This is a genomic window from Nocardia camponoti (genome assembly GCF_014646135.1).
GTDB classification, from domain to species: domain Bacteria; phylum Actinomycetota; class Actinomycetes; order Mycobacteriales; family Mycobacteriaceae; genus Nocardia; species Nocardia camponoti.
In genome coordinates, this window is sequence record NZ_BMMW01000001.1 from 1,557,184 (window position 1) to 1,580,814 (window position 23,631).

Genomic DNA, 23,631 nt, shown 5'->3' on the forward strand with positions numbered 1-23,631 from the left:
AGATCGGTTGCCGAGCCGCGATAACATGTCCTAGTTTGCTCGCATGGCACTAGTGATCGACGCGACGGTGGAAATCGACGCGCCCGCTGAGCGGGTCTGGCAGGTCCTCACCGATTTCGCACGGTATGGCGAATGGAATCCCTTCTGCGTTGAAGCGTCGAGTTCACTAGAACTAGGCAGTCCGATCGACATGCGCGTCGACTTGGGCGGCAAAGAGTTGCGTAAGCAGCGCGAATACATCGCGTCCTGCACGCCGGGCGTCGAGTTCAGCTACCGGATGCGGCCGGTGCCGCTCGGCGCGCTGAGCAGCCTGCGGTCGCACACGCTCATCGGATTGCCCAATGGGCGTTGCCGGTACGAGTCGCGATTCCGGGTGTCTGGGTGGTTGAGCCCCATTGTGGCGCGGTCGTATGGCGAGGCGCTGCGCAAGGGATTCGCCGGGATGACCGACGCGGTCGTGAAGCGGGCTTGCGAAGGCATATAACCGAAACGGCCGACCCACTTTGTTCGAAAGTGGGTCGGCCGCTTTAGTTTTCGTGCGTTAGATGCTCGGGATCGCCAGTTCGCCGCGCGCGGCCTCGTATGCCGCGCCAACCCGGTACAGCCGCTCGTCGGCGAGCGCGGGGGCCATGATCTGCAAGCCAACCGGCAGGCCGTCGTCGGCCGACAAACCCGACGGCAGCGACATGCCAGGGTGGCCTGCCAGGTTCGTCGGCAGGGTGCACAGGTCCGACAGGTACATCGCCAGCGGATCGTCGACCTTTTCGCCCAACTTCCACGGCGTGAACGGACTTGTCGGTGAGACAAGCACATTCACCTTCTCGTAGGCGGCGTCGAAGTCGGCGGCGATCATCGACCGCACCTTGAGCGCCTGACCGTAGTAGGCGTCGTAGTAGCCCGCCGACAGCGCGTAGGTGCCAATGATGATGCGGCGCTTGACCTCTGGACCGAAACCGGCCTCACGAGTGAGCGACATGACCTGATCGGCACTGTGGCTGCCGTCGTCACCGACGCGCAAGCCGTAGCGCATGGCGTCGAAGCGCGCCAGGTTCGACGACACCTCCGACGGCATCACCAGGTAGTACGACGAAAGCGCGTACTCGAAACTCGGGCACGACACCTCGACGATTTCCGCGCCCAGTTCCTTGAGCAACGAGACCGCCGCGTCGAACGACGCGAGCACACCGGGTTGGTAAGAGTCGGAATGCAATTCGCGAACGACACCGATCTTGACGCCCGACAGGTCGCCGTTCGCGCCAGCGAGCGCGGCCTCAACGACGGGCGGGACGGCGACGTCGCGCGAGGTGGAGTCGCGCGGGTCGTGGCCTGCGATGACCTCGTGCAGCAGCGCGGTGTCGAGGACCGTGCGACCACACGGGCCGCCCTGGTCGAGCGACGACGCGCAGGCGATAAGGCCGTAACGCGAAACCGTGCCGTAGGTGGGCTTCACGCCGACCGTCGCGGTGAGGGCTGCGGGCTGACGGATCGAGCCGCCGGTGTCGGTGCCGATCGCCAGCGGTGCCTGGTAGGAGGCGAGCGCCGCCGCCGAGCCACCACCCGAACCGCCGGGGATGCGGGTGACGTCCCACGGGTTGCGGGTCGGCCCGTAGGCGGAGTTCTCGGTGGACGAACCCATCGCGAACTCGTCCATGTTGGTCTTGCCGACGATCGGGATACCAGCGGCGCGCAGGCGAGTGGTGACCGTCGCGTCGTACGGCGACATCCAGCCTTCAAGCACCTTCGACGCGGCCGTTGTCGGCATGTCGGTGGTGGTGAACACGTCCTTGAGCGCGAGCGGAACGCCAGCGAGGCGCGACGCCGGGGTCTCGCCAGCGGCGAGCGCGGCGTCGACAACGGCGGCGGCGGCGAGCGCCTCATCGTTGGCGACGTGCAGGAACGCGTTGTAGGTGCCGTCGACAGCCGCGATGCGGTCGAGGTGAGCCTGGGTGACCTCGGTCGATGTGACCTCGCCACCGTGAATCTTGCTTGCCAGCTCAGCCGCCGACAGCTGTGTGAGGTCGCTCATTCGCCCTCTCCCAAAATCTGCGGGACAAGGAAACGCTGCTCTTCGACAGCGGGGGCCTGATCAAGCGCCTGGCGAGGCGTGAGGCCGGGCACGACCACGTCGGGCCTGGTGACATTGACGGTCGGGTTCGGGGACGACGTCGCGGTGGTGTCCTCGGCGGTGACCTCGGAAATAGTCCGCACGTGGCTGAGAATCGAATCCAGCTGACCGGCGAACTGATCCAGTTCGTCGTCGGTCAGCGCGAGCCGGGACAGCCGGGCGAGGTGAGCGACCTCGTCACGGGAGATTGCGGGCACCGCGGGACCCCTTTCGGCTTCGGTTGGGCATAGTCGTTACAGCCTAACGAGCGGGACCGACACGCTCTCGGCGCGTCCCGGCTTACGACCGTTCGCCGGTGTTGAGAGGGTCGCGGATCACGAAAGTTCGCGCATCTGCCCCGCATGGGGTCATACTGCAATGCGATAACCCGCGTGTGGGGGTGTAAATGTCGCCGTCGCCGGGTAATCGGCTTGCAGATCGGCGGCCGTCAAGGAAAGGAACGCACGTGTCATTCTTGCTTCGCGTGCAACTTCCGGATCGCCCGGGAAGCCTCGGCTCCCTCGCGCTCGCGCTCGGCGAGGTGGGCGCCGACATACTTTCGCTCGACGTTGTCGAGCGGGGAGCTGGTTTCGCAATCGACGACTTGGTCGTTGAGGTACCAACCGGTGCCCTCCCTGACACCCTCATCACCGCCGCCGAATCGGTGCGCGACGTGAGCGTCGACTCCATCCGCCCTTATTCGGGCGTCCTAGACACTCACCGTGAGCTCGAACTGATCGACCAGGTGGCGAGCGCCCGCGACGACCGTTTGCAGGTACTCGTCGACGGCGTCCCGCGCGTACTGCGCGTTGGCTGGTCAACGATCATCGGCATGGGCCCAGGCGGCGCATACCGAGTGGTCGGCAGCCCAAGCGCGCCAGAAACGCAGGCAGGCTCGGCCCCGTGGATGCCGTTGGAAAAGCCGACGCTGCTGGACGGCGAGGCGGCATGGGTCCCCGACATTTGGCGGGACATGGACACGAAGCTGGCAGCGGCCCCCCTTGGCAACACCGGCAAGTCGCTGTTGCTGGGCCGCCCAGGAGGCCCCGACTTCCGCCCGTCGGAGATCGCGCGCCTGGGATATTTGGCCGGCATCGTAGCGACGGTTTTGAACTAGTTCACGGGGATCGCCAGCTGCGGTCCCCAATCAACAGAGGGGTTTCAAGTCCCACTCCGCCCGACCGCTCGCGACATTCGAATGTGCACGGCCGAGCAATCGGACCTCGACGGCCGCGCGCAGCTCCCGACGCGAAGCGAGGGATCGCGGCCCTGCAATCGACACGTTCGCGGGAACGCGCCAAGCACAAACGTTCGCGACCTTCGAATGTGCACAGTCGAGCAATCGAATCTTGACCGTTGCGCGCAGGCCCCGATGCGGAGCGAGGGACCGCGCCCCTGCAATCGACACGTTCGCGAAAACTCAGCCGACCACCCGCGACCTCGAGGAGCGGCGGCCCCGCAGGGGCCGGTCGCGGCCGTCCGTCCGTTCAGGTGCCGTTGCGTAGGCGACGAAGGAGCAAGCAACGGTGCCTGAACGGACGGACCTGAGGGCCGCGACACGCGCGCGCCAGCGCGCCAAAAACACAGTTATGTCCCGAATCCCTCCACCGAATACCCGTGGCAATGGCGGGCGGTCTACAAACCCCCGCGTAAAGACCCCCCGACGTAAGCAGGCGGGCTCTTAACCAACTTCACGCCGCATCACATGCAACTGCAACCCATCCTCAGTCGCCCAATCCCGTTCCGGCACAGCCGCAAACCCCATCCGCGAGTAAATCCGATGCGCATCAACCATCGCCCCCATCGTCGTCAACGCCACCGCCTCGTACCCACGCTCGACCGCCTCGTCAATCACCCGCCGCACAAGGGCCGTACCAACGCCCAACCCCCGCGCCTGCTTAGCAACAGCCAGCATCCGGAACTCCAGCTCCCCGGCCCGCGCAATCTCCGCATACGGCGTCCCAGGCTCGGCAACCGTAAGCGAACCAAGCAGCTCCTCATCACGCACCGCAACCAGCACCTCAGCAGCCGCAGCGCGGCGGGCGGTGTCGGCGAGTTCCTTCGCGTAGGCCTCATCGGCGTCGACATACCCGTCGCCGACGTAAACCCCCACCGTGAGCACGCCGATCGCGGCGTACTCGTCGGGGCGGGCGGGGCGGATCACAACGTCGGAAGTCATGGGATGAGTTTAATGACCTACAGCGGAGCCAGCTCGCTCACTCCCGCTGAGCGGCGCACCTGCCACACCGCTGTCCGGGTGCGCTGGGACCGCCCGTTGTTGCGATCGATCAGGGCGCGGTTCGCCGTCGTATAAATGAGTTGGGCACCACGGGAATTGGTTTCCGGGTTTTGGAACAGTTGCACGAGACGGTCCGTTTCCTCGACGGGCAAGCCGACACCCAGGTCGTCGACCGCGATCACTTGTCCTGTGTCGAGCGCGTCGAGCATCGCGGGAAGCACCCGCAGCAGCGCGCGCGTCGCGGTCGACTCGTCAGCCAACTCCATCGCCTGCTTGATGCCCTCATGCACCACGCTCACCCCGGCACCGCTGCGCTCGACCATCCGCTGGTACAGCGCGTCGCGGGCCGCCCGGACCGTCCCCAGCTCGCGCTCGGCGAGGACCGGGTCGACCGTGCCGTGGTCAAGGTGGTGAACCAGCGCAGCGATCTCGGTGTCGAGGTCGCGGAGGTAGTCGGCGTAGCGCGGGTCGGGTTCGGTGACGAGCAGATCTTCGATGCCGAGGTCGGCCGTGCGCAGCAGCATCAGGAGGCGAGCGGCGTTGTCGGGTGAGCGAGAAATGTGGCTGCCGAGTTCGTTCGCCAACTGCTCAGTGGTCGAATCCCCTTGCTGCACAGCCACATTCGTCGCGAACCAGCGGTACGCGGGCACGAGCGCTTCCGCGTAAAGCTGCCCAGCCAAACTCAACAGCAACGCGTTCGGGCGAACAAGCGGAACCAACGGCGCGATGCCGTAACGCGCGGCTTCGAACATCGGGCCGATCTTGACCTCATCGGCGTTGCGCTCGAACACAATTCGCTTACGCGAACGCGGATGCGCGTGTAGCCACTCGGCGAGCACATCGCCGCTGTCAATGCGGAACCCGTAGGTGTAGGGCACACCTTCGGCGACAAACGTGGCGACGAATTCGCTTGGCTCATCAAGGAATTCAAGATGTGGCTGACGCTGCGGTCCCGCATACGGATCCCACCCACTCACCGAATGCAAAACGGCGTCGCGCATGCGGGCGAAGGCATCGATCACGCTCGACTTGCCGCTCGCCGCAACCCCATGAATCGCGGTCACGGGCACCGCGAGCGGGCCGGTCGTCCCCCGACTCAACCGCAACTGTTGCGGTTGCGCCAAGCACCGATGGTTGCTTACCTGAAAACTCCGCAGCAACGTTCCGCCTCTCAGTTCCGCCGCCAGCGCGACGGGGCCAGAGTAAGCCACGCGCGCGTCGCGTGACGGGACAAGCTGCGCCCACGAGTGTTTCGCCGATGTTGCGGTTTCGCGGCGAATGCCCGTCCCTCGGCATGCGCGAACTAGCATGCTGGACACCGCCATCGCCCGATGCGCGGGCTTGACGAGTGCGAAGAGGTTGCGCCTGATGACGATTCGAGTGACGGTTCGCGGAGTTGTCGCGGCCGCGGTGACGGTCGGCTCCGCAGTGCCAATGGTGCTGCTCAGCACCCCCGTCGCCACCGCCGACCCGTGCCCCAACGGCACCGCGCGCGTGTTCCTCGGCAACGAAACCAACAGCTGCCAGGGCCCAGGCACGGTCTCCTACACCGACGCCCCGGTGTCGAAGGTGTGCGCGATGACCAGCACGGACGTCACGGTCGACATCGAAACCAACCTCCGCAAGGCGCGAACGCGCCACGTCGAACTGACCAACGGGCGCTGCGCGACATTCGACATGAAGACCCAGATCGCCAACACGGTGACGGTGACGCCGAACTAGCGGCGGCCCGGCTCAGTCCTCCAACAGCACCGGCTCGGCGGGCTCAGCCTCTGCCGGTCGAACCGCTTCCGGCCCGCCTTCGAGTAGCGCGCGGAAACCGTCTTCGTCGAGGATCGGCACGCCCAACTGCTCGGCCTTATCGGCCTTCGAACCGGGTGAATCGCCGATCACGACGAACGCGGTCTTCTTCGACACCGAGCTTGCCGCCTTCCCGCCGCGCACGAGAATCGCTTCTTTCGCGCCGTCGCGGGTGAAGCCTTCCAGCGAGCCGGTGACGACGATCGACAACCCTTCGAGATTGCGTTCGATCGAATCGTCGCGTTCGTCTTCCATCCGCACGCCCGCCGCGCGCCACTTGTCGACGATGGCGCGATGCCAGTCGACGGTGAACCATTCGACAACCGCCGCCGCGATCGTTGGGCCAACGCCGTCGGTGCTCGAAAGTTCTTCTACCGTCGCGTTTTCGATGCGCTCGAGGCTGCCGAATTCGCTCGCGAGCGCGCGCGCCGCGGTGGGCCCGACATGTCGGATCGACAGCGCGACGAGCACCCGCCACAGCGGCCGATCCTTCACCGCTTGCAGGTTCGTGAGCAGGCGCGCGCCATTCGCCGAGAGCGGGCTCTCGTCCTTCTTCGCGGTCTTCTTGGTGAAAAACCCGACGGTGAGTAACTGGTCTTGATCGAGGTCGAACAGGTCGCCCTCATCAGTGATCGCACCCGAATTGAGCAGCGCCGCAGCAGCTTCGAAGCCCAGCGCTTCGATGTCGAACGCGCCGCGCCCGGCGAGGTGAAACAGGCGCTCACGCAATTGCGCCGGACAGTACTGCTGGTTGGGGCAGCGAATGTCGGCGTCGCCTTCTTTCGCGGGTGCGAGCTCGGTTGCGCATTCGGGGCAGTGCGTTGGCATCACAAACGCACGCTCGGTGCCGTCGCGAGCTTCGACCACCGGGCCGAGCACTTCGGGAATCACGTCACCTGCCTTGCGGATGGTGACGGTGTCGCCGATGAGCACACCCTTGCGCACGACCTCGGAGGCGTTGTGCAAGGTGGCCATCGCGACCGTCGACCCCGCGACGGTGACCGGCGCCATCACCGCGAACGGCGTAACCCGGCCCGTACGACCAACATTCACCTCGATATTGAGCAGTTTCGTCGTTGCTTCTTCGGGCGGATACTTGTAGGCGATGGCCCAGCGCGGCGCGCGCGAGGTTGACCCGAGGCGACGTTGCAGCCCCATGTCGTCGATCTTGATGACCTGGCCGTCGATCTCATGCTCAATGTCGTGGCGGTGCTCGCCCCAGTAGCCGACTCTCTCGATGACGGCGTCGATGCCACGTACCGCGCGCGTGTGCTCCGACACCGGCAGCCCCCACGCGGCCAGCGCCCGGTAGCCCTCGTGCATGGACTCGGGCCGATAGCCTTCGATGCGGCCGAACCCGTGCGTGACCATCCGCAAGTTACGGCGCGCGGTGACAGCGGGGTCTTTTTGGCGAAGTGAGCCAGCGGCGGTGTTGCGTGGATTCGCATAGGGCGGTTTGCCTTCGGCGACGATCGCGGCATTGAGAGTTTCGAAATCCTCGATGCGGAAGTAGACCTCGCCACGCACTTCGAGCAGTTCCGGGATGGGGAACTCGTCGTTGGGCGTGAGTTCGGCGGGGATGTCGGCGATGGTGCGCGCGTTCAGCGTGACGTCTTCGCCTGTGCGGCCGTCGCCACGCGTCGCGCCACGGACGAGTTTGCCGTTCTCGTATACGAGGTTGAGCGCGACGCCGTCGACCTTCACTTCACACAGATATTCCAGGTCAGCGCCCGCTTCGCTTTCCACGCGCGCTGCCCATGCGCGTAGTTCGTCGTAGTCGAAGACGTTGTCGAGCGACAGCATGCGCTCAAGATGGTCCACAGCGGTGAACTCGGTCTCGAAACCCGCGCCGCCGACAAGCTGCGTTGGGGAATCGGGCGTGCGGAGATCGGGGTAGGTGTCCTCAAGGGTTTGCAGTTCGCGCAGCAGGGCGTCGAACTCACCGTCGGTGATGATGGGCGCGTCGCGCACGTAGTAGCGGAACTGATGCGCACGCACCTCTTCAGCGAGCCGCTGCCACTGGGCACGCTGCTCGGAAGGCGCGGATTTAGGCGCGCTGACCTGCGCGGCCGCTCCGGTGGAGGGCTCACTGACCGCAATGACATTCTCGCTGTTCGCCACGAGTCAAGGGTAATCGGCCCCACCGACAGATTTAGCGAGCGCGCGGGGAGTTCAGCGGGTCTGCGGTGCTCGGGCTATCTCGATCGCGGTTGGGTCGTCGGCGAAGGACTTGGCGACCTCGCCAGCCAGCGTCAGTGCCTGCCGCGCCCACGACAGCGGCGCGTTCGCCAATCCGCACGCGGGCGTGATCACCAGTTTCTCCGCGAGCATGCCGCGAGAGAAGCCGAGGTCGTCGATCAGGCGCGCGGCGGGTTCGCCTGCGGTGCGCCACGTGAGCGGAACCTTGGGTGCGGACGTGGGAATCAGCCCGAGCGCCAACAACTTTGCCGAGTCGAGCAACTCCCCCAACTCGTCGTAATCGGACGGGCGGATGGTCGACGCGTCGATGCCGATCGCGGCGGCCGACGTGCGACGCATCGTGTCCAACTCGGGCCGAGAGTCGCAGCTGTGCAACAGCACCGGACGTGCCACCGCGTTGATCACGGTGTCGAGGTGATGGACCGCTTCGGGCGAAGGAAGGGCACGTACCGTGTTGAGCACGCTCGGCCCTTTGAGCGACCCCTCAAGCACCGTCCTGAGCAACGGTTCATCCAGTTGCACAACAACATTCGCGCCGAGTCTGCGCGCGACCTCATCCGCGTGTCGCGCCAACCCTTCGGCGAGCGATTCCGAAAGATCCCGCAGCGCACCGTGATCGGTGAGCGCGCGATGTCCGTTGGGCAGTTCGACTTCGGCAGCGAGAGTAAGCGGCCCCACCGATTGCACCTTCACGGGCCGCCCAGAACCGACGAGTCCCGCTGTCTCCCAAGCTTCTTCGAGTGCGTCGAGGTCGAATTTGAGCAGGTCACTGGCGCGCCGCGAAACAGCGCCAGGTCGGTCGGCGAGGCGGTAGCCACGGGTAGTCGCGTCGAACCGCAGGTCGACGAGCAGCGCCGACGCGCGCCCAATCATGTCGGCCCCAACGCCACGGTCAGGCAACTCGACAAGATGGGGCAACGAGTCTAACTCCCCAATGATGGTGGTGGCTGCTTCGAGCGGATCGGTACCAGGCCACGACCCAACCCCCGTCGCAAAAACTCCCGCTGGTAAACCCTGCTCACCGCCGCTCACGCGCCTCACCCATCCTTACCTCGGATCCCAGATCACCGCAGGCTGAGCTTACGCGCTGCCGAGCACCCACCGCTCCGCGCCTGACAGGCCGAAACACCCGCCCATCGCGGGCTAGTCACCGAAAATGCCCCAGCCCGGACGTGTGACACGCCCGAGAGTCGAATGGTCACCCGACCAAGTGGCATATTCGTGCAAGTTCACGCACTAACGGCCCGAATTCGCACCTTGACCCGCGAATGTGCGCGAATATGCCACGCTAGCTGACCCTAGGGTCGGCGTGTCGCGCTGACTACACCGACGCTTCGGCCCGGCTCGTCCCGTTGATCGTCCCGCTGCCAACCACCTGGTCGCCACCCTCGGCATCGGGCAGGTACAGCACGATCGCCTGGCCCTTCGCGACACCCGACAGCGGCTCAGCCAATCGCGCGACCAAACCATCACCGACCGGCTCAACAACGGCCGCCGACAATCCACCATGCGCGCGCACCTGAACGACGCACTCAACCGGCCCGGCCGGGCGCTCGCCGGAAGTCCAGATCGCGCGGTCGGCAGTGATCACGTCGACCAGCAGGTCGTCGACCGAACCCACGCTGACCGTGCCCGAATCCGGGTCGATCCCGGTGACGTAACGCGGCTTGCCGTCGGCGGCGGTGTGGGTCAGGCCGAGGCCCTTGCGCTGGCCAACAGTGAACCCGTGCACGCCTTCGTGCTCGCCCAAAACGGTGCCGTCGGAGTCGACCAGCGCGCCCGGTCGAATGCCGATCTTCGCACCGAGGAACGCGCGCGTGTCACCCGACGGAATGAAGCAAATGTCATGGCTATCAGGCTTATTCGCGACCGCGAGCCCACGCTCAGCGGCTTCTTCGCGAATGCGCGGCTTGGGGGTGTCACCAACAGGGAACATCGCCCGCGACAGCTGCTCGGCTGTGAGCACGGCCAACACGTACGACTGGTCCTTGTCGGCGTCTACCGCGCGGCGCAGCACGCCGTCCTCAAGTCGCGCGTAGTGGCCGGTGACGACCGCGTCGAAACCGAGCGCGGCGGCACGGTCGGCGAGAGCGGAGAACTTGATCTTCTCGTTGCAGCGCAAGCACGGATTCGGCGTCTCACCTGCCGCATAGGCGGCGACGAAATCGTCGATCACATCTTCCTTGAAACGGTCGGCGAAGTCCCAGACGTAGAACGGGATGCCGAGCACGTCGGCCGCGCGACGCGCATCGCCCGCGTCTTCCTTCGAGCAACACCCGCGCGACCCCGTGCGCAGCGTGCCGGGGTTCGCCGACAGCGCCAAATGCACTCCGACAACTTCATGACCAGCGTCAACGGCGCGCGCGGCGGCAACAGCCGAATCGACACCGCCGGACATCGCGGCGAGAACTCGCATTAGGCACCTCCCTTGACCCCGGCCAGGCCAGCGGCCTTGGCACGGTCGATGACCTGCGGAAGCACGGTCAACAGTCGTTCGATATCGGTTCGGTTAGACGGGTTGCCGAGCGAGAAACGCAACGAACCGCGCGCTTGCCGTGGCTCGACGCCCATCGCGATCAGCACGTGACTCGGCGACGCGACGCCCGCGTTGCACGCGGACCCGGTTGAACATTCAACCCCGGCGGCGTCGAGGAGCATCAGCAGCGAGTCGCCTTCGCAGCCGGGGAACGTGAAGTGGGCGTTGCCGGGGAGGCGGTGCTCGTCGGCTGGGCCGTTGAGGACCGCGTCGGGCGCGATGGCCCACACGCCCGCGATCAGTTCGTCGCGCAGGGCACGCAGGTGCGCCGCGTGGGCGGCGATGCTGGTCGTTGACGCGCGAAGGGCGGCGGCGAGGCCGACCGCACCGGCGACGTCGGACGTGCCTGAGCGCAGGTCGCGTTCATGACCGCCGCCGTGCACGAGCGGCTCGCACGGCACCTGGCGGCCGAGCAGCAGCACGCCGATGCCATGCGGACCGCCCACCTTGTGGCCAGCGACGCTGAGCGCGGCAAGCCCGCTCGCGTCGAAGTCGACGGTCACCTGACCGACGGCCTGAATCGCATCCGAGTGCATCGGCACGTCGAATTCGCTTGCGACAGCGGCCAATTCGGTGATCGGCTGCACGGTGCCGACTTCATTGTTGGCCCACATGATGCTGACGACCGCGACCTCGTCGCCGTGCGCTCGCAGTTCCGCGCGGAGATCAGCGGGGTTGACGAATCCGTTGGCGTCGACGGGCAGCCAGGTGACGTGCGCGCCCTCATGCTTTTCCAGCCATTCGACCGCGTCGATGACGGCGTGATGCTCGACGGCGCTAGCAATGACCCGCGTGCGCCGCGAATCGAGGGCGCGCCGACCCCAGAAAATGCCCTTGACGGCAAGGTTGTCGCTTTCGGTGCCGCCCGAGGTGAAAATGACTTCCGACGGCCGTGCGCCGAGCGAAGCGGCGATCGACTCACGCGCTTCTTCCAACGCCCGCCGAGCCTTGCGACCGGACCCATGCAGCGACGACGCGTTACCGACGCCCGCGAGCGCCGCCGTCATCGCCTCTAACGCGACGGGAAGCATCGGGGTCGTCGCCGCGTGATCGAGGTAAACCGGTTCGGGCGCATTCATGACCGACAAAGCCTATACCACCGCTGACCTGGTCATCTTCGGGGCTACCCTCACCTCGGCAACAACCCGTTCCCGCAGCCGGATATTCCCGCCGACACCCACGCGCGTTGTCCCTGCCCTCCGCCGGGGCGTGCGAAGGTGCGCGGTCGATATTGCGGGGTTGCAGCCACAGCGACCTTGCGCGCGATCGATATGGCGAAGGTGCACGCACGCCCAGGCGCACAGCGCGTCGCGACACGTCCGGACGAGAGCGCCGACGCCCCTCTCGTTCCTGCGCGGCCATGCCAGGTCGTCAGCGTCCTGGGCAATGGGCGCGGCCAGGCTGAGCTCGCGCACTCGCTCGGACAGCCTCCAACGGGCCATTCGCTAACGCTGCGGAGTGGGCCAGCGCGGGCAGCGGCACTGCTTCGCGAAGCGAGTCGGATTAGCATCACGCGAGAACTTGCCGACGTTGACGAGGGGGAATGATGAGTGCTGCCGAGCGGAGTGCGGCGGCGCTAACCGCACACGCGGCATTCGAAGCGTGGTGGGCTGGCGACATTAACAGTGCGGAAAAGCTTGCGGCGGAAGCGGTTCGGGCCGATCCGAATGAGCTGCTCGCATGGCAAGCCAGTGCGCGGTTCGCTGCCGCCGGGTTGCGGCGGGTTGAGGGCGACAATGTGGTGCGCGCCGACCTCTACGCGAAGCGCGCTTTGCGTGCGGCTGAGAAATGCGTCGAACTTGGCCCCAACGATGCCGAAAGCTACCGGCTCCTCGCGGCAGCGCTCACCGGTCGCGACAACAAAACCGCCAAGGAAGCCCTCGAATGGGCAACGTGGCGCGACCCGAACAACGCCGACAACTACGTCGTGCGCGCACACCTTGTGCTCGCGGCCGAAGCACCGGGCCCCGCCGCTTTCGATGTGGCCGATCAATTGCTGCGTCAGGCGCTGGCGATCAACCCCTACAATCGCGAAGCGCAAAGAGCGTTGGGCGTCAACGCGATTCGTCGCGGGAGCGTCCATGAAGGCGCATACCATCTGGCAACAGCGGCGGCGGGAAACCGCGCGGCCGAAGCAGCACTCCCCGACACCGTGCGCCGCCTGCAACGCCGCTTCCGCCCGTCCCGCCGCGTGTACGTCATCGCGGGTGTCGCGGTGTTAATCCTTTGGCGCGCAATAGATTTCGCGCTGTCCGCCGCCGGAGGTTAGCGCGCCGGTCAAAGCAGACAGCCGACGCTTCGGCTAGTGCCTGGCGTTCTGACACATATCGCTGGCATTTCGTCGCTCAGCGACGTGAGCAGCCGAACCCCGGCACAGACGTCGGCGCACCCGCACATGTTTTCCCGGCGTGTCGCTTGGCATTTTCGTGCACGCAGGAGCTCACACCCCCGATTTCGCCCTTCCCGCCGCGAACCCGCACGAAAATGCCACCCAATCCGGACACGACACGCCGTCAGCCAACAACCCCAGCGGGCTTCGTCCACTCCAACGTGTACCGAAAACCCACGCGCCGCCTCATCCGCACGCCAGGCAACACAACTTGCGCCCGCGATCGAACCTCCGCAAAGCTCAATCGCGGCTCAGCAATAGGAAAAGGTGGCGGCACCAAACCATCACGTGACGGCCACGGATGCTTCACATACCCAATGATCGGATTGGAAACCACCCCAGCGACATTCCACACGACGTCGGCGAACCTCTACCAAACAGGTACCGCGTCCACCGACGGGTCCTGGACCCTCGTGTTTCCCGCCTCAATCCATTCCGTATCCGCCGCCGTGTGGCGCGAACGGTCCGTTCCGCGCACTGCCGCCTCGCACCGCTTCGCCAAAGCTCGGCGGTCCAAGCCCGGGTGTTGCTGCGGTTCAAGCACGATTTCCACAACCAAACCCTTCGCCCGCAGTACCCGTTTCGCCGAATCGGTGAAGGAGTCGTCGCCGACGAAGCCGGGGACGGTCGACTGGGTGCCGGTCGCGTCTAGGTAGCGCAAGCGGACCGGCTGGACCGGGGTCGTCGTGTTCACCGCCGCCTGAAACATCGCCGGGCGCATGCCGCCGTACGCGCGACCACACCACGTCGTCCCCTCCGGGAACGCGACGATCCGGTTGCCGGACGAAAGTCGCTCGCCAACCTGGTCGACGATGCCCGGCAACGAACGCAAGCTCGCGCGGTCGATCGGGATCACCCGAATGAGCTTGGCCAGTTTGCCGAGTACCGGCCAGTCGACCATGTCGGCCCGGGCGACGAAACTCACCGGCTGCACGGCGGCGAGCGCGACAACGTCGGCCCAGCTGATGTGCCCGGCAACGATCAGCATCGGCGAGCCCGCCTCCGCGAATCCCGCTGCACTGCGCTGGTTTTCGGGTCGATTGTCAATCACCCGCAGCTTCATTCCAAGGCACGAAAGCGCGGCGTGCGCATACCGCCGGTGCAGGCTCTCACGGCGACTTTTCGGGGTGGCGACGGTGGCGAGCGGCATGCTCAACACCAGCCCAACCATCCCGGCAAGGCGAGCAAGCGCGACCGCTCCGCTCACCTCGTCAACGGGTTCGATACAGCCGGACCCGCAGGGGCTCGACGGCATCCAGGCGTGCGGAGTGTGTGCGGTCGTTGCTGCGAGCGGCGCGTCGAACACCATGGCGATTACTTCCCGTCGAAATTGGCGGCCGCGCTTTGCAGTCGCTCCAGGTAGCGGGTGTTGATGGTTTCCAGGCCGAGCAACGCGACGAAGTCGGCGACGGCGAAATCGGGGTCGTGGGCGGGTTCGCCGCAGATTTCCGCGCCGAGACGCAGGTACCCGCGCAACAGCGGCGGCATCTTCGGCCGACTCGGCGGAACGAGATCGTCGAGCGCGACACCGTCGACAACCACCGGGTTGTACGGGGTCACGCGACGTTCGGGGTCGCACGCGTGGCGACCAAGCAGCTGGTCACGCACGCCGCGCACGTTCACGCCGGGCGCGTCGTCGGGGCCGTCCTGCATGGGCACCGAAACGCAGCCCATCACCCAGTCGTAGCCGGTGAGCTGGATGTAGTGCAGGATTCCGGCCCACATGAGCGTGAGGACCGACCCGTTGCGGTGCTCACCAAGCACGCACGCGCGCCCCATCTCAACGATGCGGTTGCCGGTGGGGTCGAGCCGGGTGAGGTCGAATTCGGTGGCGGTGTAGTAGCCGCCCGCGGCAGCGACCTTGTCGGGCGGCAGCATTCGGTAGCAGCCGACGAACTGTTCGGAGAATTCGTCACGCACGAGCAGGTGGTCGCAGTGCTCGTCGAACGCGTCGGCGTCGAGGCCGGTGCCGTTGTCGGGCATCTGAAAACCGGGCTCACCGGCGAAAACGTGAAAACGTAAGCGCTGCGCGGCTTCTCGATGCTCAGCGTCGGAGGCGACGACCAACGAGTACCGCGACTTCCCCACCCCGGCGTCCGGTGTAGGCGTGGTCAACACGGACGAGATTGTCATAAAGAAAATGAAGCCAGCCCGAATCGGCATCGGGCTGACCGTCAAGTGTCGCGCTGATGCCGGTTCGGTGAACGAGACACCCGTCACACCATTCGTTTACCGAAGCGCCGCGAAACATTCGTCTACCTGCGCGATTACGGTTTCCCATCGCGGTTGTAGGCTCGCGTTTTCGCCCGGAAAACCGAAAGGCCGCCAACCTTGGTCGACGGCCTTACAGTCTCACTAACTCAGTGCGTGAGCACACTTTCGCGTTCCGCGACAACGGGTTCCGGCGCGGCGGCAACCGCCTTGACCCCGTCAAAGCCCGGACGCGCGGTGCCGATGAACGCGACCAACCACGAAGCGACAGCGGCGAAGCGGTTGCGGAACCCAACCAGGTACATCAGGTGCACCGCCAACCACATGCCCCACGCGATCGTGCCGCGGAAGCTGACACGGTCGTTGAGCTTCACGACCGCGCTGAAGCGGCTGATCACGGCCATGCTGCCCTTGTCCCAGTAGACAAACGGCGTGCCAGCGTCGATCTTGCGACGGATGATGTCGGCGGCGTGGCGACCTTCCTGCATCGCGACCGGGGACTGACCCGGGTAGCCGTTGAGCGACGTCATGTCGCCGATGGCGTAGATATCGGCGTGGCCGCCAACGGTGAGGTCGGGGTTGATGAGCAGTCGACCAGCGCGATCGGTTTCGGCACCGGTCGCCTCGGCGAGGATCGTCGCGAACCCGCCCGCCTGCACACCGGCCGACCACACGACGGTCTCGGCCGCGATCTTGCGCTCGATGCCGTCGCTGTCCTTGACGGTGACCTTGCCTTCGTCAATGTCGGTGACGAACGTGCCAAGCAGCACCTCAACACCACTATCAACCAGCGACTGCTTCGCGTACTCCGAAAGCCCGCCACCGAACGGCGGCAGAACCGCGCCCGCACCTTCAACCAGCGTGACCGACACCGGCAGGTGGAAGTGGCGACGTGCCAGTTCCTGAATCTGGCCAGCCACCTCAACACCGGTCGCGCCCGCGCCGACAACAACGAAGCTGAGCAGCTTGTGGCGGGTGACCTCGTCGGCCTTCTCCGCTTCGGCGAACACCCGCGCGATCTGCACGCGGAGGCGGGTCGCATCGTCAATGGTCTTGAGCGAGAACGTCTTTGCCGCGAAATCGTCGCGACCGAAGTAGGACTGGTTCGCGCCCGTCGCCGCGATCAGCGAGGCGTAGCCGATTTGCTTGGTGCCTTCGGCCGTCTCGTAGGTGAGGACCGCGGCGTCGGCGTCGATAGCCGTGACCTTGCCGAGGCGGACGTCGATCGTGGGGTGGCGACGCAGTACGTTCTTGATCGGCGGCGCGATCTCGTGGGCGTCAAGCACGCCGGTGGCCACCTGATAAAGCAGCGGCTGGAACAGGTGCTCGGGAGTACTCGAGATCAACACGACATTGACTCGTGACTTAGCGAGCTGCTTCGCGGCGGCAAGGCCACCAAAGCCCGAGCCGACGATGACGACATCAGTGGTTTCCATGATCGGTGCTCCCGTACCAACAAGTTATTCGGCGTTTTCGTTCTTCCTATGAGTAAACGCGATGCGGAACGCATATGTTTCGCCCGGCTAGGCGCATAATGAAGATGACTCTTATCTTGATTGCTAATTAATGGAGGTCAGGCATGGAATTGCGTCAACTGGCGTACTTCGTCGCGGTGTGTGAGGAGCTCAGTTTTAGTCGCGCTGCCAATCGTTGTTACATCTCCCAAAGCGCGATCAGCCATCAGATCGCGAGACTCGAACGTGACCTCGGGGCGCAACTGTTCGAACGGACAACGCGCGCGGTAGTGCCGACCGACGCGACCATGCGCCTGCTGCCGCTCGCCAAGCAGATGTTGAGCCTGGAGTCGGCGATCCGGGCCGCCGTGCGAACAGTGGGCCCGCAGGTGCGGTTGGCGGCGAATATGTCGTTTGCCGCGCGGTCGCTGTCGGCGATCGCCGCGGCGCGGGCCGCGCATCCTGAGGCCGAGATCGAGTACGTGATCAAGCCGTTCCGTCAGCGGATTCTGGCCGTCGCGGAAGGTGACTGTGAACTGGCGCTGATTCGCGGCAGCGTCGATCAGCCGGGGGTGGTTGTCGAGCAGTTGTGGGTGGAAGACTTGGTGATCGCGATCGCGAGCACGCACCCACTCGCCGAGCGTGGTGAAGTGACCCTCGCCGAGCTGAGCCCGTACCCGCTTTTGTTGCCCCCGGAATCGGAACAGGTGTTGCTGCACACGCTCATTCGCACCGCGTTCGCCGACTTGCCGAAGGGGCCAACCTTCGGCCCGCCGATCCCCCCGGACCACACCGCGACCATGGAGCTACTCAACCACCCGGACTCGTGGACGGTCCTATATGAGGGCCCCACAAAGGGTTTGGCGACATTGGAACTCACCGATCACCGCTTGCGCATCCCCGTCTCGGCCGTCCTGCGCGAGGACGCGCGCGAAAACCCCATCCTGGTAACCCTTTTGGACGCACTACACCGCCACTGATCAGCATTCGAGGGCGGCCAAACACCAACGGCCCGGCTCCCACAATGGGAACCGGGCCGTTCGGACAGCGGTGTGAAGCGAATTAGCCCTTGTGAGCTTTGACCGCTTCGGTCAGCTGCGGGGACACGTTGAACAGGTCGCCAACGATGCCGTAATCGGCGATCTCGAAGATGGGCGCCTCTTCGTCCTTGTTGACCGCGACGATGGTCTTCGAGGTCTGCATGCCCGCGCGGTGCTGGATGGCACCGGAAATGCCGAGGGCGATGTAGAGCTGCGGCGAAACCGTCTTGCCGGTCTGACCAACCTGGAACTGGCCCGGGTAGTAGCCCGAGTCGACAGCGGCACGCGAAGCGCCAACGGCGGCACCGAGCGAGTCGGCGAGCGCCTCGACGACGGCGAAGTTGTCGGCCGAACCGACACCACGACCACCGGAAACGACGATCGACGCCTCGGTGAGCTCGGGGCGGTCGCCGCCAACGATGGGCTCACGCGAGGTGACCTTGACGACGCCCTCTTCCTGGGCGGGAACCTCAACGACAACCTGCTCGCCCGCACCAGCGGTCGGCGCGGCTTCGATGGCACCCGGACGGACCGAGATGACCGGGACATCGCCGGTGGCCTTGGCGTCGACGGTGAACGCGCCACCGAAGATCGAGCCGGTGACCGAACCGTCGGCGTTGATGCCGATCACGTCGACGAGCAGGCCGGAGCCGATGCGCGCGGCAAGGCGGCCCGACACCTCCTTGCCCTCAGCGGTGGCGGCGACGAGCACGGCGGCGGGGGCGGCGGCGTCGACCAGGCCGGCGAGGACGTCGACCTTCGGGGTCACGAGGAAGCCCTCAACGTCGTCGGACTCGGCGACGTAGATCTTCTCAGCGCCAGCGGCGGCCAGCGAAGCGGCGAGCTTGTCGGCGGTGCCAGCCGAGCCGAGCACGACAGCGGCGGGCTCGCCGAGGGTGCGGGCGGCGGTGAGCAGTTCGGTGGTGACCTTCTTGACAGCACCGTCGGCGTGCTCAACGAGCACGAGTACTTCAGCCATGTTCTTTCTCCTAGTGGCTTAGATAAGTTCGGACGGGCCGAATCAGATGATCTTCTGACCGATGAGGTAAGTGGCGATCTGGTTGCCGCCTTCGCCCTCGTCAGTGATCTTCGCGCCTGCGGTGCGGGCAGGCTTCGGGGTTGCGCCGGTGACCTGGGTGCCAGCGTTGGCGACACCGACCGTCTCCGGGTCGACGCCAAGGTCAGCCAGGGTCCAGACCTGAACTTCCTTCTTCTTGGCGGCCATGATGCCCTTGAAGGACGGGAAGCGCGGCTCGTTGATCTTCTCGGTGACCGAGACGATCGCGGGCAGCGAAGCCTCAAGCTTGAAGACGCCCTCGTCGGTCTCACGCTCGCCGGTGATCTTGTCGCCGTCGACGACCAGCTTGCGCAGGTGCGTGAGCTGCGGGATGCCGATGTACTCGGCGATGATCGCGGGGACGGCACCGGCGCGACCGTCGGTCGCCTCGTTGCCAGCGATGACCAACTCGACGCCTTCGACCTGGCCAAGCGCGGCCGCGAGGACGTACGCGGTCTGCACGGCGTCAGAGCCGTGGATCGCGGGGTCGTTGATGTGGATGGCCTTGTCGGCACCCATGGAAAGGGCCTTGCGGATGGCCTCGGTCGCGCGGTCGGGACCGGCGGCCAGCACGGTGACCTCGCCACCCTGGGCTTCCTTGATCAGCAGCGCTTCCTCAACGGCGCGCTCGTTGATCTCGTCGAGCACCGCGTCGGCGGCCTCGCGGTCGAGGGTGTAGTCACCATCGGTCAGCTTGCGCTCGGACCAGGTGTCAGGAACCTGCTTGATGAGTACGACGATGTTCGGCATCGGTCTTCGTCGACCTCCTTCTTGGACACGTGAGGTGGTTGGCCGCACGAGCTGGGCCGTACGCGCCGGGTGTGAAATCTAGCTCAGGTATAGCTCAGGTCTAGTTCGGGACAGAACACTACCCTACGCTAAGTTACTCGTGGGTAACCTAGTTGCACAAGACCTTCGGAACAGGTCCCTGACGTGTTGACGAACCAGCGGTACCAGTAACGTCGAAAGGATGAGCGAGGCTGTGATCCCTGCCGCACCAGTGGCCGATACACAACAACCACTGCCGTTGACCGGCGAGCGGACCGTGCCTGGAATCGCCGAGGAGAATTACTGGTTCCGTCGGCACGAGATCGCCTACGCCCGCCTGCTGCGACACTGTGTCGACCGCGACGTTCTCGAAGCTGGTTCCGGTGAGGGTTACGGCGCGAACATGATCGCCGACGTCGCGACGCGAGTTATTGGTCTCGACTATGACGACAGTGCTGTCGCGCACGTACGCGCGCGCTACCCGCGCGTGGAAATGGTTCAGGGCAACCTAGCCGCGCTCCCCCTCGATGACGCCTCAGTCGACGTCGTCGTGAATTTCCAAGTTATCGAACACCTTTGGGATCAGGGCCAGTTCCTGCGCGAATGCCTGCGCGTGCTGCGGCCGGGCGGCAAGCTGCTGATCTCGACGCCCAACCGCATCACCTTCTCCCCCGGTCGCGACACCCCTCTCAACCCGTTCCACACGCGTGAACTGAACGCGGTCGAACTCACCGAGCTGCTGGTCGACGCCGGTTTCGTCGTTGACGAGATGCTCGGCGTCTACCACGGCGAAACGCTGCGCGACCTCGACGCCAAGCACGGCGGTTCGTTCATCGACGCCCAAATCGAGCGGGCGCTCGCTGGCGAACCGTGGCCCGCCGACCTCACCGCCGACGTCGCCGCCGTGACCATCGACGACTTCGACCTGCGCGCGGGCGACGACATCGACGCCAGCCTCGACCTCGTCGCGATCGCAACCAAGGCGTCGGCGTGAGCGAGCGCGTTCCCGGGCAGTTCACCTTCGTTCTGCACTCACACCTGCCGTGGCTCGCCCATCATGGGCGGTGGCCGGTTGGCGAGGAGTGGCTTTACCAGTCGTGGGCCGCGTCGTACCTTCCGCTGGTCAAGGTGTTGAAAAACCTTGCGGCAGAAGGTCGTTCACACTTGCTGAGTCTGGGCATCACGCCCGTGCTCGCCGCCCAACTCGACGATCCGCACTGCCTCGCTGGCATGCATCACTGGCTTGGCAACTGGCAGTTGCGCGCTGATGAGGCGTCGATGTCGGGCAACGTCGCGCTTGGTCGTCATGAACATCGCTTAGCCGCAACAGCTTTGGCCGATTTTGAACGCGAATGGCGACATGGCGGTTCGCCGGTGTGGCGCTCGCTCATCGACGCCGACGCCATCGAACTGCTCGGCGGTCCGCTCGCGCACCCATTCCAGCCGTTGCTTGACGCGCGACTGCGCCAATTCCAACTCACCGAAGGCCTCGCCGACGCGCGGCTGCGCTGGGGCACGCAACCCACCGGCATCTGGGCACCCGAATGCGGGTACACGCCCGGCATGGAGGTCGGTTACGACGCCGCGGGTGTGACGCATTTCATGGTCGACGGGCCATCGCTGCGCGGCGATTCCTCGCTCGGTCGGCCCGTTCGCGACGCCGATGTGGTGGCGTTTGGGCGGGATCTGCACGTGAGCTACCGCGTGTGGTCGCCCAAGCAGGGCTACCCCGGTCACGCCGCCTACCGCGATTTCCACCACTATGACCACGCGACCGGACTCAAGCCGTCGCGGGTGACAGGCAAGACCGTCGCCGGTGCTGACAAGGCCCCTTACGATCCGGCGTTGGCCGCGGAAGCCGTCACGCGCGATGTCGCTGACTTCGTCGAAACCGTGCGCAACCGGCTCATCGACGAGTCCGCGCGCATCGGCCGCGACGCGCTCGTCATCGCCGCCTTCGACACCGAACTGTTCGGCCACTGGTGGCACGAAGGTCCGCAGTGGCTTGAGCAAGTACTGCGTGCACTGCCCGAGGCTGGCGTGAACGTTGGCACCCTCGCCGACGCTCGTGCGAACGGCTACGTTGGCGCTCCGGTGCAGCTCACTGACTCGTCGTGGGGTTCGGGCAAGGACTGGCGGGTGTGGGCTGGCGACCAAGTTGCTGATCTTGTTGAGCTCAACGCCGACATCGTTCGACTCGCCCTCGACACCCTCGACAAGCTGCCGCGCGAAGGGTCGCCGCGTAATCCGGTCGCCGATCAACTGTTGCGTGAAGCGATTTTGACGGTGTCGAGCGACTGGGCGTTCATGGTCTCCAAGGACTCGGCAGCCGGGTACGCGCGCGACCGCGCCCACGAACACGCGCACGCCGTTCGGGAAATCGCTGAGGCGATTAGTGCCGGTCAGGTCGCCAAAGCAGCGCGTCTCGCGGCAGGATGGGCCACGGCTGACGGGCTGTTCCCGGGGCTGGACGCGCGACGGCTGCAAGGAATGTCATGAAGATTTTGATGGTGTCGTGGGAGTACCCGCCGGTGGTTGTCGGCGGGCTCGGTCGGCATGTGCATCACTTGGCAGTCGAGTTGGCCGCCGCTGGGCATGAGGTTGTCGTGCTTGCCCGTCGCCCAACTGGTACCGACGCGCTCACGCACCCAACGCACTCGTTCATCGCCGACGGAGTCTTGGTCGTCGCGGTCGCGGAAGACCCGCCCGCCTTCGACTTCGGCGAAGACATGCTCGCGTGGACGCTGGCGATGGGTCACGCGATGGTGCGCGCTGGCGTCGCGTTGGGCAAGCCTGGTGTTGGCGACGGCTGGACGCCCGACGTGGTGCACGCGCACGACTGGTTGGTCGCGCATCCATCGATCGCGTTGGCCGAATTCTATGACGTCCCTTTGGTTTCCACGATTCACGCGACCGAAGCTGGGCGGCACAGCGGGTGGGTTTCGGGGCGGGTGAACCGGCAGGTGCATTCGGTTGAGTGGTGGCTGACGAACGAGTCCGACCAACTCATCACCTGCTCGTCGTCGATGCAGGACGAGGTTGAGCGCCTCTACGGGCCCGAACTTTCGCCAATCACGGTGATTCGCAACGGTATTGACGTTGGCGCGTGGACCTTCCGCGCTCGCGCGCCGCGCACCGGGCCGCCACGATTGCTGTATGTGGGGCGACTTGAGTACGAAAAAGGGGTGCAGGACGCGATCGCCGCGCTGCCGCGCATCCGTCGCGCGCACCCTGGCACCACGCTGACCATCGCTGGGGTCGGGACGCAATTCGAGTGGTTGCGTGAGCGTGCCCGCGTGCATCGCGTTGCGCGCGCGGTGAATTTCGTTGGCAGCCTTGACCATACGGAGTTGCTTGGTTGGTTGCACGGGGCTGACGCGATCGTGTTGCCGAGCCGGTACGAGCCGTTCGGGATTGTCGCGCTTGAAGCGGCGGCGGCTGGCGTGCCGTTGATCGCGTCGACGGCGGGCGGGCTCGGGGAAGCGGTCATCGACGGGGTGACCGGTGCTTCGTTTGAGCCTGCCGACGTGAACGGGATCGTGGAAGCGACGTGCGCGGTGCTCGACGACCCGGTTGCCGCGCAGGAACGGGCCGACACCGCGCGTGAGCGGTTGACGGCCGACTTCTCCTGGGACGTCGTCGCGAGCGAGACGGCGCAGGTGTACTCGGCGGCGAAACGTCGGGTGCGGACGGGACTTGGTCGTCCGGTGATTGATGAGCGGCCGTTGCCGGAGCGGGATCCGAAGTAGGGGTGCGCGGCCGGTTTGCTCGGTTCACCCGCTCGGGGTGAGGCGGGGCGCGGCGGCTTCGGGTTGGCTTGCGGTGTTGTCCCGC

21 protein-coding genes are annotated in these 23,631 nt (G+C 65.7%); 8 read left to right on the top strand and 13 right to left on the bottom strand.

Annotation, left to right across the window (positions count from 1 at the left end; all coding sequences use genetic code 11):
- Positions 1-43: 43 nt before the first annotated feature.
- The gene (locus IEX78_RS07150; protein ID WP_188827958.1) at positions 44-484 is read left to right on the top strand and encodes an SRPBCC domain-containing protein; all 441 of its coding nucleotides are present in this window, start codon (positions 44-46) and stop codon (positions 482-484) included.
- A gap of 57 nt (positions 485-541) precedes the next feature.
- Here IEX78_RS07150 and gatA read toward each other — a convergent pair whose 3' ends face one another.
- The gene (gatA, locus tag IEX78_RS07155; protein ID WP_188827959.1) at positions 542-2,026 is read right to left on the bottom strand and encodes an Asp-tRNA(Asn)/Glu-tRNA(Gln) amidotransferase subunit GatA; all 1,485 of its coding nucleotides are present in this window, start codon (positions 2,024-2,026) and stop codon (positions 542-544) included.
- A complete protein-coding gene (gene gatC, locus IEX78_RS07160) occupies positions 2,023-2,322 on the bottom strand; it encodes an Asp-tRNA(Asn)/Glu-tRNA(Gln) amidotransferase subunit GatC (protein WP_188827960.1) in 300 nt (99 codons plus the stop codon). The genes gatA and gatC overlap by 4 nt, the downstream gene beginning before the upstream one ends.
- Positions 2,323-2,570: 248 nt before the next feature.
- Between gatC and IEX78_RS07165 the strand changes: the two genes are divergently transcribed.
- On the top strand, positions 2,571-3,221 hold the full coding sequence (locus tag IEX78_RS07165; RefSeq protein WP_188827961.1) for an ACT domain-containing protein: 651 nt from the start codon (positions 2,571-2,573) through the stop codon (positions 3,219-3,221).
- 564 nt (positions 3,222-3,785) lie between these two features.
- Here the strand turns inward: IEX78_RS07165 and IEX78_RS07170 are convergent.
- Together IEX78_RS07170 and IEX78_RS07175 are read right to left on the bottom strand one after the other, a co-directional pair.
- Complete coding sequence (locus IEX78_RS07170) at positions 3,786-4,283, bottom strand: GNAT family N-acetyltransferase (protein WP_188827962.1); 498 nt, start codon at positions 4,281-4,283, stop codon at positions 3,786-3,788.
- A 17-nt stretch (positions 4,284-4,300) separates the two neighbouring features.
- Positions 4,301-5,467, bottom strand: coding sequence for an AAA family ATPase (locus IEX78_RS07175; RefSeq protein WP_229683755.1), 1,167 nt, complete (start codon positions 5,465-5,467; stop codon positions 4,301-4,303).
- Positions 5,468-5,711: 244 nt separating this feature from the next.
- Here IEX78_RS07175 and IEX78_RS07180 point away from each other — a divergent pair, with 244 nt between their 5' ends.
- On the top strand, positions 5,712-6,065 hold the full coding sequence (locus IEX78_RS07180) for a hypothetical protein (protein ID WP_188827963.1): 354 nt from the start codon (positions 5,712-5,714) through the stop codon (positions 6,063-6,065).
- Positions 6,066-6,077: 12 nt separating this feature from the next.
- Here the strand turns inward: IEX78_RS07180 and ligA are convergent, their stop codons facing one another.
- From ligA to IEX78_RS07200, 4 genes are all read right to left on the bottom strand, one after another.
- Positions 6,078-8,243, bottom strand: a complete 2,166-nt coding sequence (gene ligA, locus IEX78_RS07185) for an NAD-dependent DNA ligase LigA (RefSeq protein WP_188828301.1) — start codon at positions 8,241-8,243, stop codon at positions 6,078-6,080.
- A 72-nt stretch (positions 8,244-8,315) separates the two neighbouring features.
- Complete coding sequence (locus IEX78_RS07190; RefSeq protein ID WP_188827964.1) at positions 8,316-9,374, bottom strand: methionine synthase; 1,059 nt, start codon at positions 9,372-9,374, stop codon at positions 8,316-8,318.
- Between the two features lie 289 nt (positions 9,375-9,663).
- Positions 9,664-10,758, bottom strand: coding sequence for a tRNA 2-thiouridine(34) synthase MnmA (gene mnmA, locus IEX78_RS07195; RefSeq protein ID WP_188827965.1), 1,095 nt, complete (start codon positions 10,756-10,758; stop codon positions 9,664-9,666).
- Positions 10,758-11,957, bottom strand: coding sequence for a cysteine desulfurase family protein (locus IEX78_RS07200; protein WP_188827966.1), 1,200 nt, complete (start codon positions 11,955-11,957; stop codon positions 10,758-10,760). Before IEX78_RS07200 ends, mnmA begins: the two co-directional genes overlap by 1 nt.
- Before the next feature lie 467 nt (positions 11,958-12,424).
- Here IEX78_RS07200 and IEX78_RS07205 point away from each other — a divergent pair, with 467 nt between their 5' ends.
- Positions 12,425-13,147, top strand: coding sequence for a tetratricopeptide repeat protein (locus IEX78_RS07205; RefSeq protein WP_188827967.1), 723 nt, complete (start codon positions 12,425-12,427; stop codon positions 13,145-13,147).
- A 490-nt stretch (positions 13,148-13,637) separates the two neighbouring features.
- Here IEX78_RS07205 and IEX78_RS07210 read toward each other — a convergent pair whose 3' ends face one another.
- The 3 genes from IEX78_RS07210 to IEX78_RS07220 all read right to left on the bottom strand — a co-directional run bounded on the left by IEX78_RS07210 (position 13,638) and on the right by IEX78_RS07220 (position 16,914).
- Complete coding sequence (locus IEX78_RS07210; protein WP_188827968.1) at positions 13,638-14,576, bottom strand: lysophospholipid acyltransferase family protein; 939 nt, start codon at positions 14,574-14,576, stop codon at positions 13,638-13,640.
- A gap of 5 nt (positions 14,577-14,581) precedes the next feature.
- Positions 14,582-15,400 (bottom strand): GNAT family N-acetyltransferase, encoded by an 819-nt coding sequence (locus tag IEX78_RS07215; protein WP_188827969.1) that lies wholly within the window; start codon positions 15,398-15,400, stop codon positions 14,582-14,584.
- A gap of 227 nt (positions 15,401-15,627) precedes the next feature.
- Complete coding sequence (locus tag IEX78_RS07220) at positions 15,628-16,914, bottom strand: NAD(P)/FAD-dependent oxidoreductase (RefSeq protein ID WP_188827970.1); 1,287 nt, start codon at positions 16,912-16,914, stop codon at positions 15,628-15,630.
- Positions 16,915-17,057: 143 nt separating this feature from the next.
- On the opposite strand from IEX78_RS07220, the gene IEX78_RS07225 reads away from it, so the two are divergent.
- Positions 17,058-17,912, top strand: a complete 855-nt coding sequence (locus IEX78_RS07225; RefSeq protein ID WP_188827971.1) for a LysR family transcriptional regulator — start codon at positions 17,058-17,060, stop codon at positions 17,910-17,912.
- An 82-nt stretch (positions 17,913-17,994) separates the two neighbouring features.
- On the opposite strand, the gene IEX78_RS07230 is transcribed toward IEX78_RS07225, so the two are convergent.
- Both IEX78_RS07230 and IEX78_RS07235 read right to left on the bottom strand, forming a co-directional pair.
- A complete protein-coding gene (locus IEX78_RS07230; RefSeq protein ID WP_188827972.1) occupies positions 17,995-18,951 on the bottom strand; it encodes an electron transfer flavoprotein subunit alpha/FixB family protein in 957 nt (318 codons plus the stop codon).
- Between the two features lie 42 nt (positions 18,952-18,993).
- Positions 18,994-19,779 (bottom strand): electron transfer flavoprotein subunit beta/FixA family protein, encoded by a 786-nt coding sequence (locus tag IEX78_RS07235; RefSeq protein ID WP_188827973.1) that lies wholly within the window; start codon positions 19,777-19,779, stop codon positions 18,994-18,996.
- Positions 19,780-19,999: 220 nt separating this feature from the next.
- Between IEX78_RS07235 and IEX78_RS07240 the strand changes: the two genes are divergently transcribed.
- Genes IEX78_RS07240 through IEX78_RS07250 form a run of 3 tightly spaced genes read left to right on the top strand, consistent with a single transcriptional unit; the run spans position 20,000 to position 23,546 of the window.
- Positions 20,000-20,791, top strand: coding sequence for a class I SAM-dependent methyltransferase (locus IEX78_RS07240; protein WP_188827974.1), 792 nt, complete (start codon positions 20,000-20,002; stop codon positions 20,789-20,791).
- Positions 20,788-22,296 (top strand): 1,4-alpha-glucan branching protein domain-containing protein, encoded by a 1,509-nt coding sequence (locus tag IEX78_RS07245; protein WP_188827975.1) that lies wholly within the window; start codon positions 20,788-20,790, stop codon positions 22,294-22,296. The genes IEX78_RS07240 and IEX78_RS07245 overlap by 4 nt, the downstream gene beginning before the upstream one ends.
- Complete coding sequence (locus IEX78_RS07250; RefSeq protein WP_188827976.1) at positions 22,293-23,546, top strand: glycosyltransferase family 4 protein; 1,254 nt, start codon at positions 22,293-22,295, stop codon at positions 23,544-23,546. Before IEX78_RS07245 ends, IEX78_RS07250 begins: the two co-directional genes overlap by 4 nt.
- Positions 23,547-23,631 lie beyond the last annotated feature (85 nt).

Coding starts and splice junctions, on each gene's coding strand:
- IEX78_RS07220 (WP_188827970.1), bottom strand. CDS start 16,914: ATGGAAACCACTGATGTCGTCATCGTCGGCTCGGGCTTTGGTGGCCTT.
- IEX78_RS07170 (WP_188827962.1), bottom strand. CDS start 4,283: ATGACTTCCGACGTTGTGATCCGCCCCGCCCGCCCCGACGAGTACGCC.
- IEX78_RS07150 (WP_188827958.1), top strand. CDS start 44: ATGGCACTAGTGATCGACGCGACGGTGGAAATCGACGCGCCCGCTGAG.
- IEX78_RS07210 (WP_188827968.1), bottom strand. CDS start 14,576: ATGGTGTTCGACGCGCCGCTCGCAGCAACGACCGCACACACTCCGCAC.
- IEX78_RS07200 (WP_188827966.1), bottom strand. CDS start 11,957: ATGAATGCGCCCGAACCGGTTTACCTCGATCACGCGGCGACGACCCCG.
- IEX78_RS07180 (WP_188827963.1), top strand. CDS start 5,712: ATGACGATTCGAGTGACGGTTCGCGGAGTTGTCGCGGCCGCGGTGACG.
- IEX78_RS07230 (WP_188827972.1), bottom strand. CDS start 18,951: ATGGCTGAAGTACTCGTGCTCGTTGAGCACGCCGACGGTGCTGTCAAG.
- IEX78_RS07250 (WP_188827976.1), top strand. CDS start 22,293: ATGAAGATTTTGATGGTGTCGTGGGAGTACCCGCCGGTGGTTGTCGGC.
- IEX78_RS07215 (WP_188827969.1), bottom strand. CDS start 15,400: ATGACAATCTCGTCCGTGTTGACCACGCCTACACCGGACGCCGGGGTG.
- IEX78_RS07205 (WP_188827967.1), top strand. CDS start 12,425: ATGAGTGCTGCCGAGCGGAGTGCGGCGGCGCTAACCGCACACGCGGCA.
- mnmA (WP_188827965.1), bottom strand. CDS start 10,758: ATGCGAGTTCTCGCCGCGATGTCCGGCGGTGTCGATTCGGCTGTTGCC.
- IEX78_RS07240 (WP_188827974.1), top strand. CDS start 20,000: ATGAGCGAGGCTGTGATCCCTGCCGCACCAGTGGCCGATACACAACAA.
- IEX78_RS07225 (WP_188827971.1), top strand. CDS start 17,058: ATGGAATTGCGTCAACTGGCGTACTTCGTCGCGGTGTGTGAGGAGCTC.
- IEX78_RS07235 (WP_188827973.1), bottom strand. CDS start 19,779: ATGCCGAACATCGTCGTACTCATCAAGCAGGTTCCTGACACCTGGTCC.
- gatA (WP_188827959.1), bottom strand. CDS start 2,026: ATGAGCGACCTCACACAGCTGTCGGCGGCTGAGCTGGCAAGCAAGATT.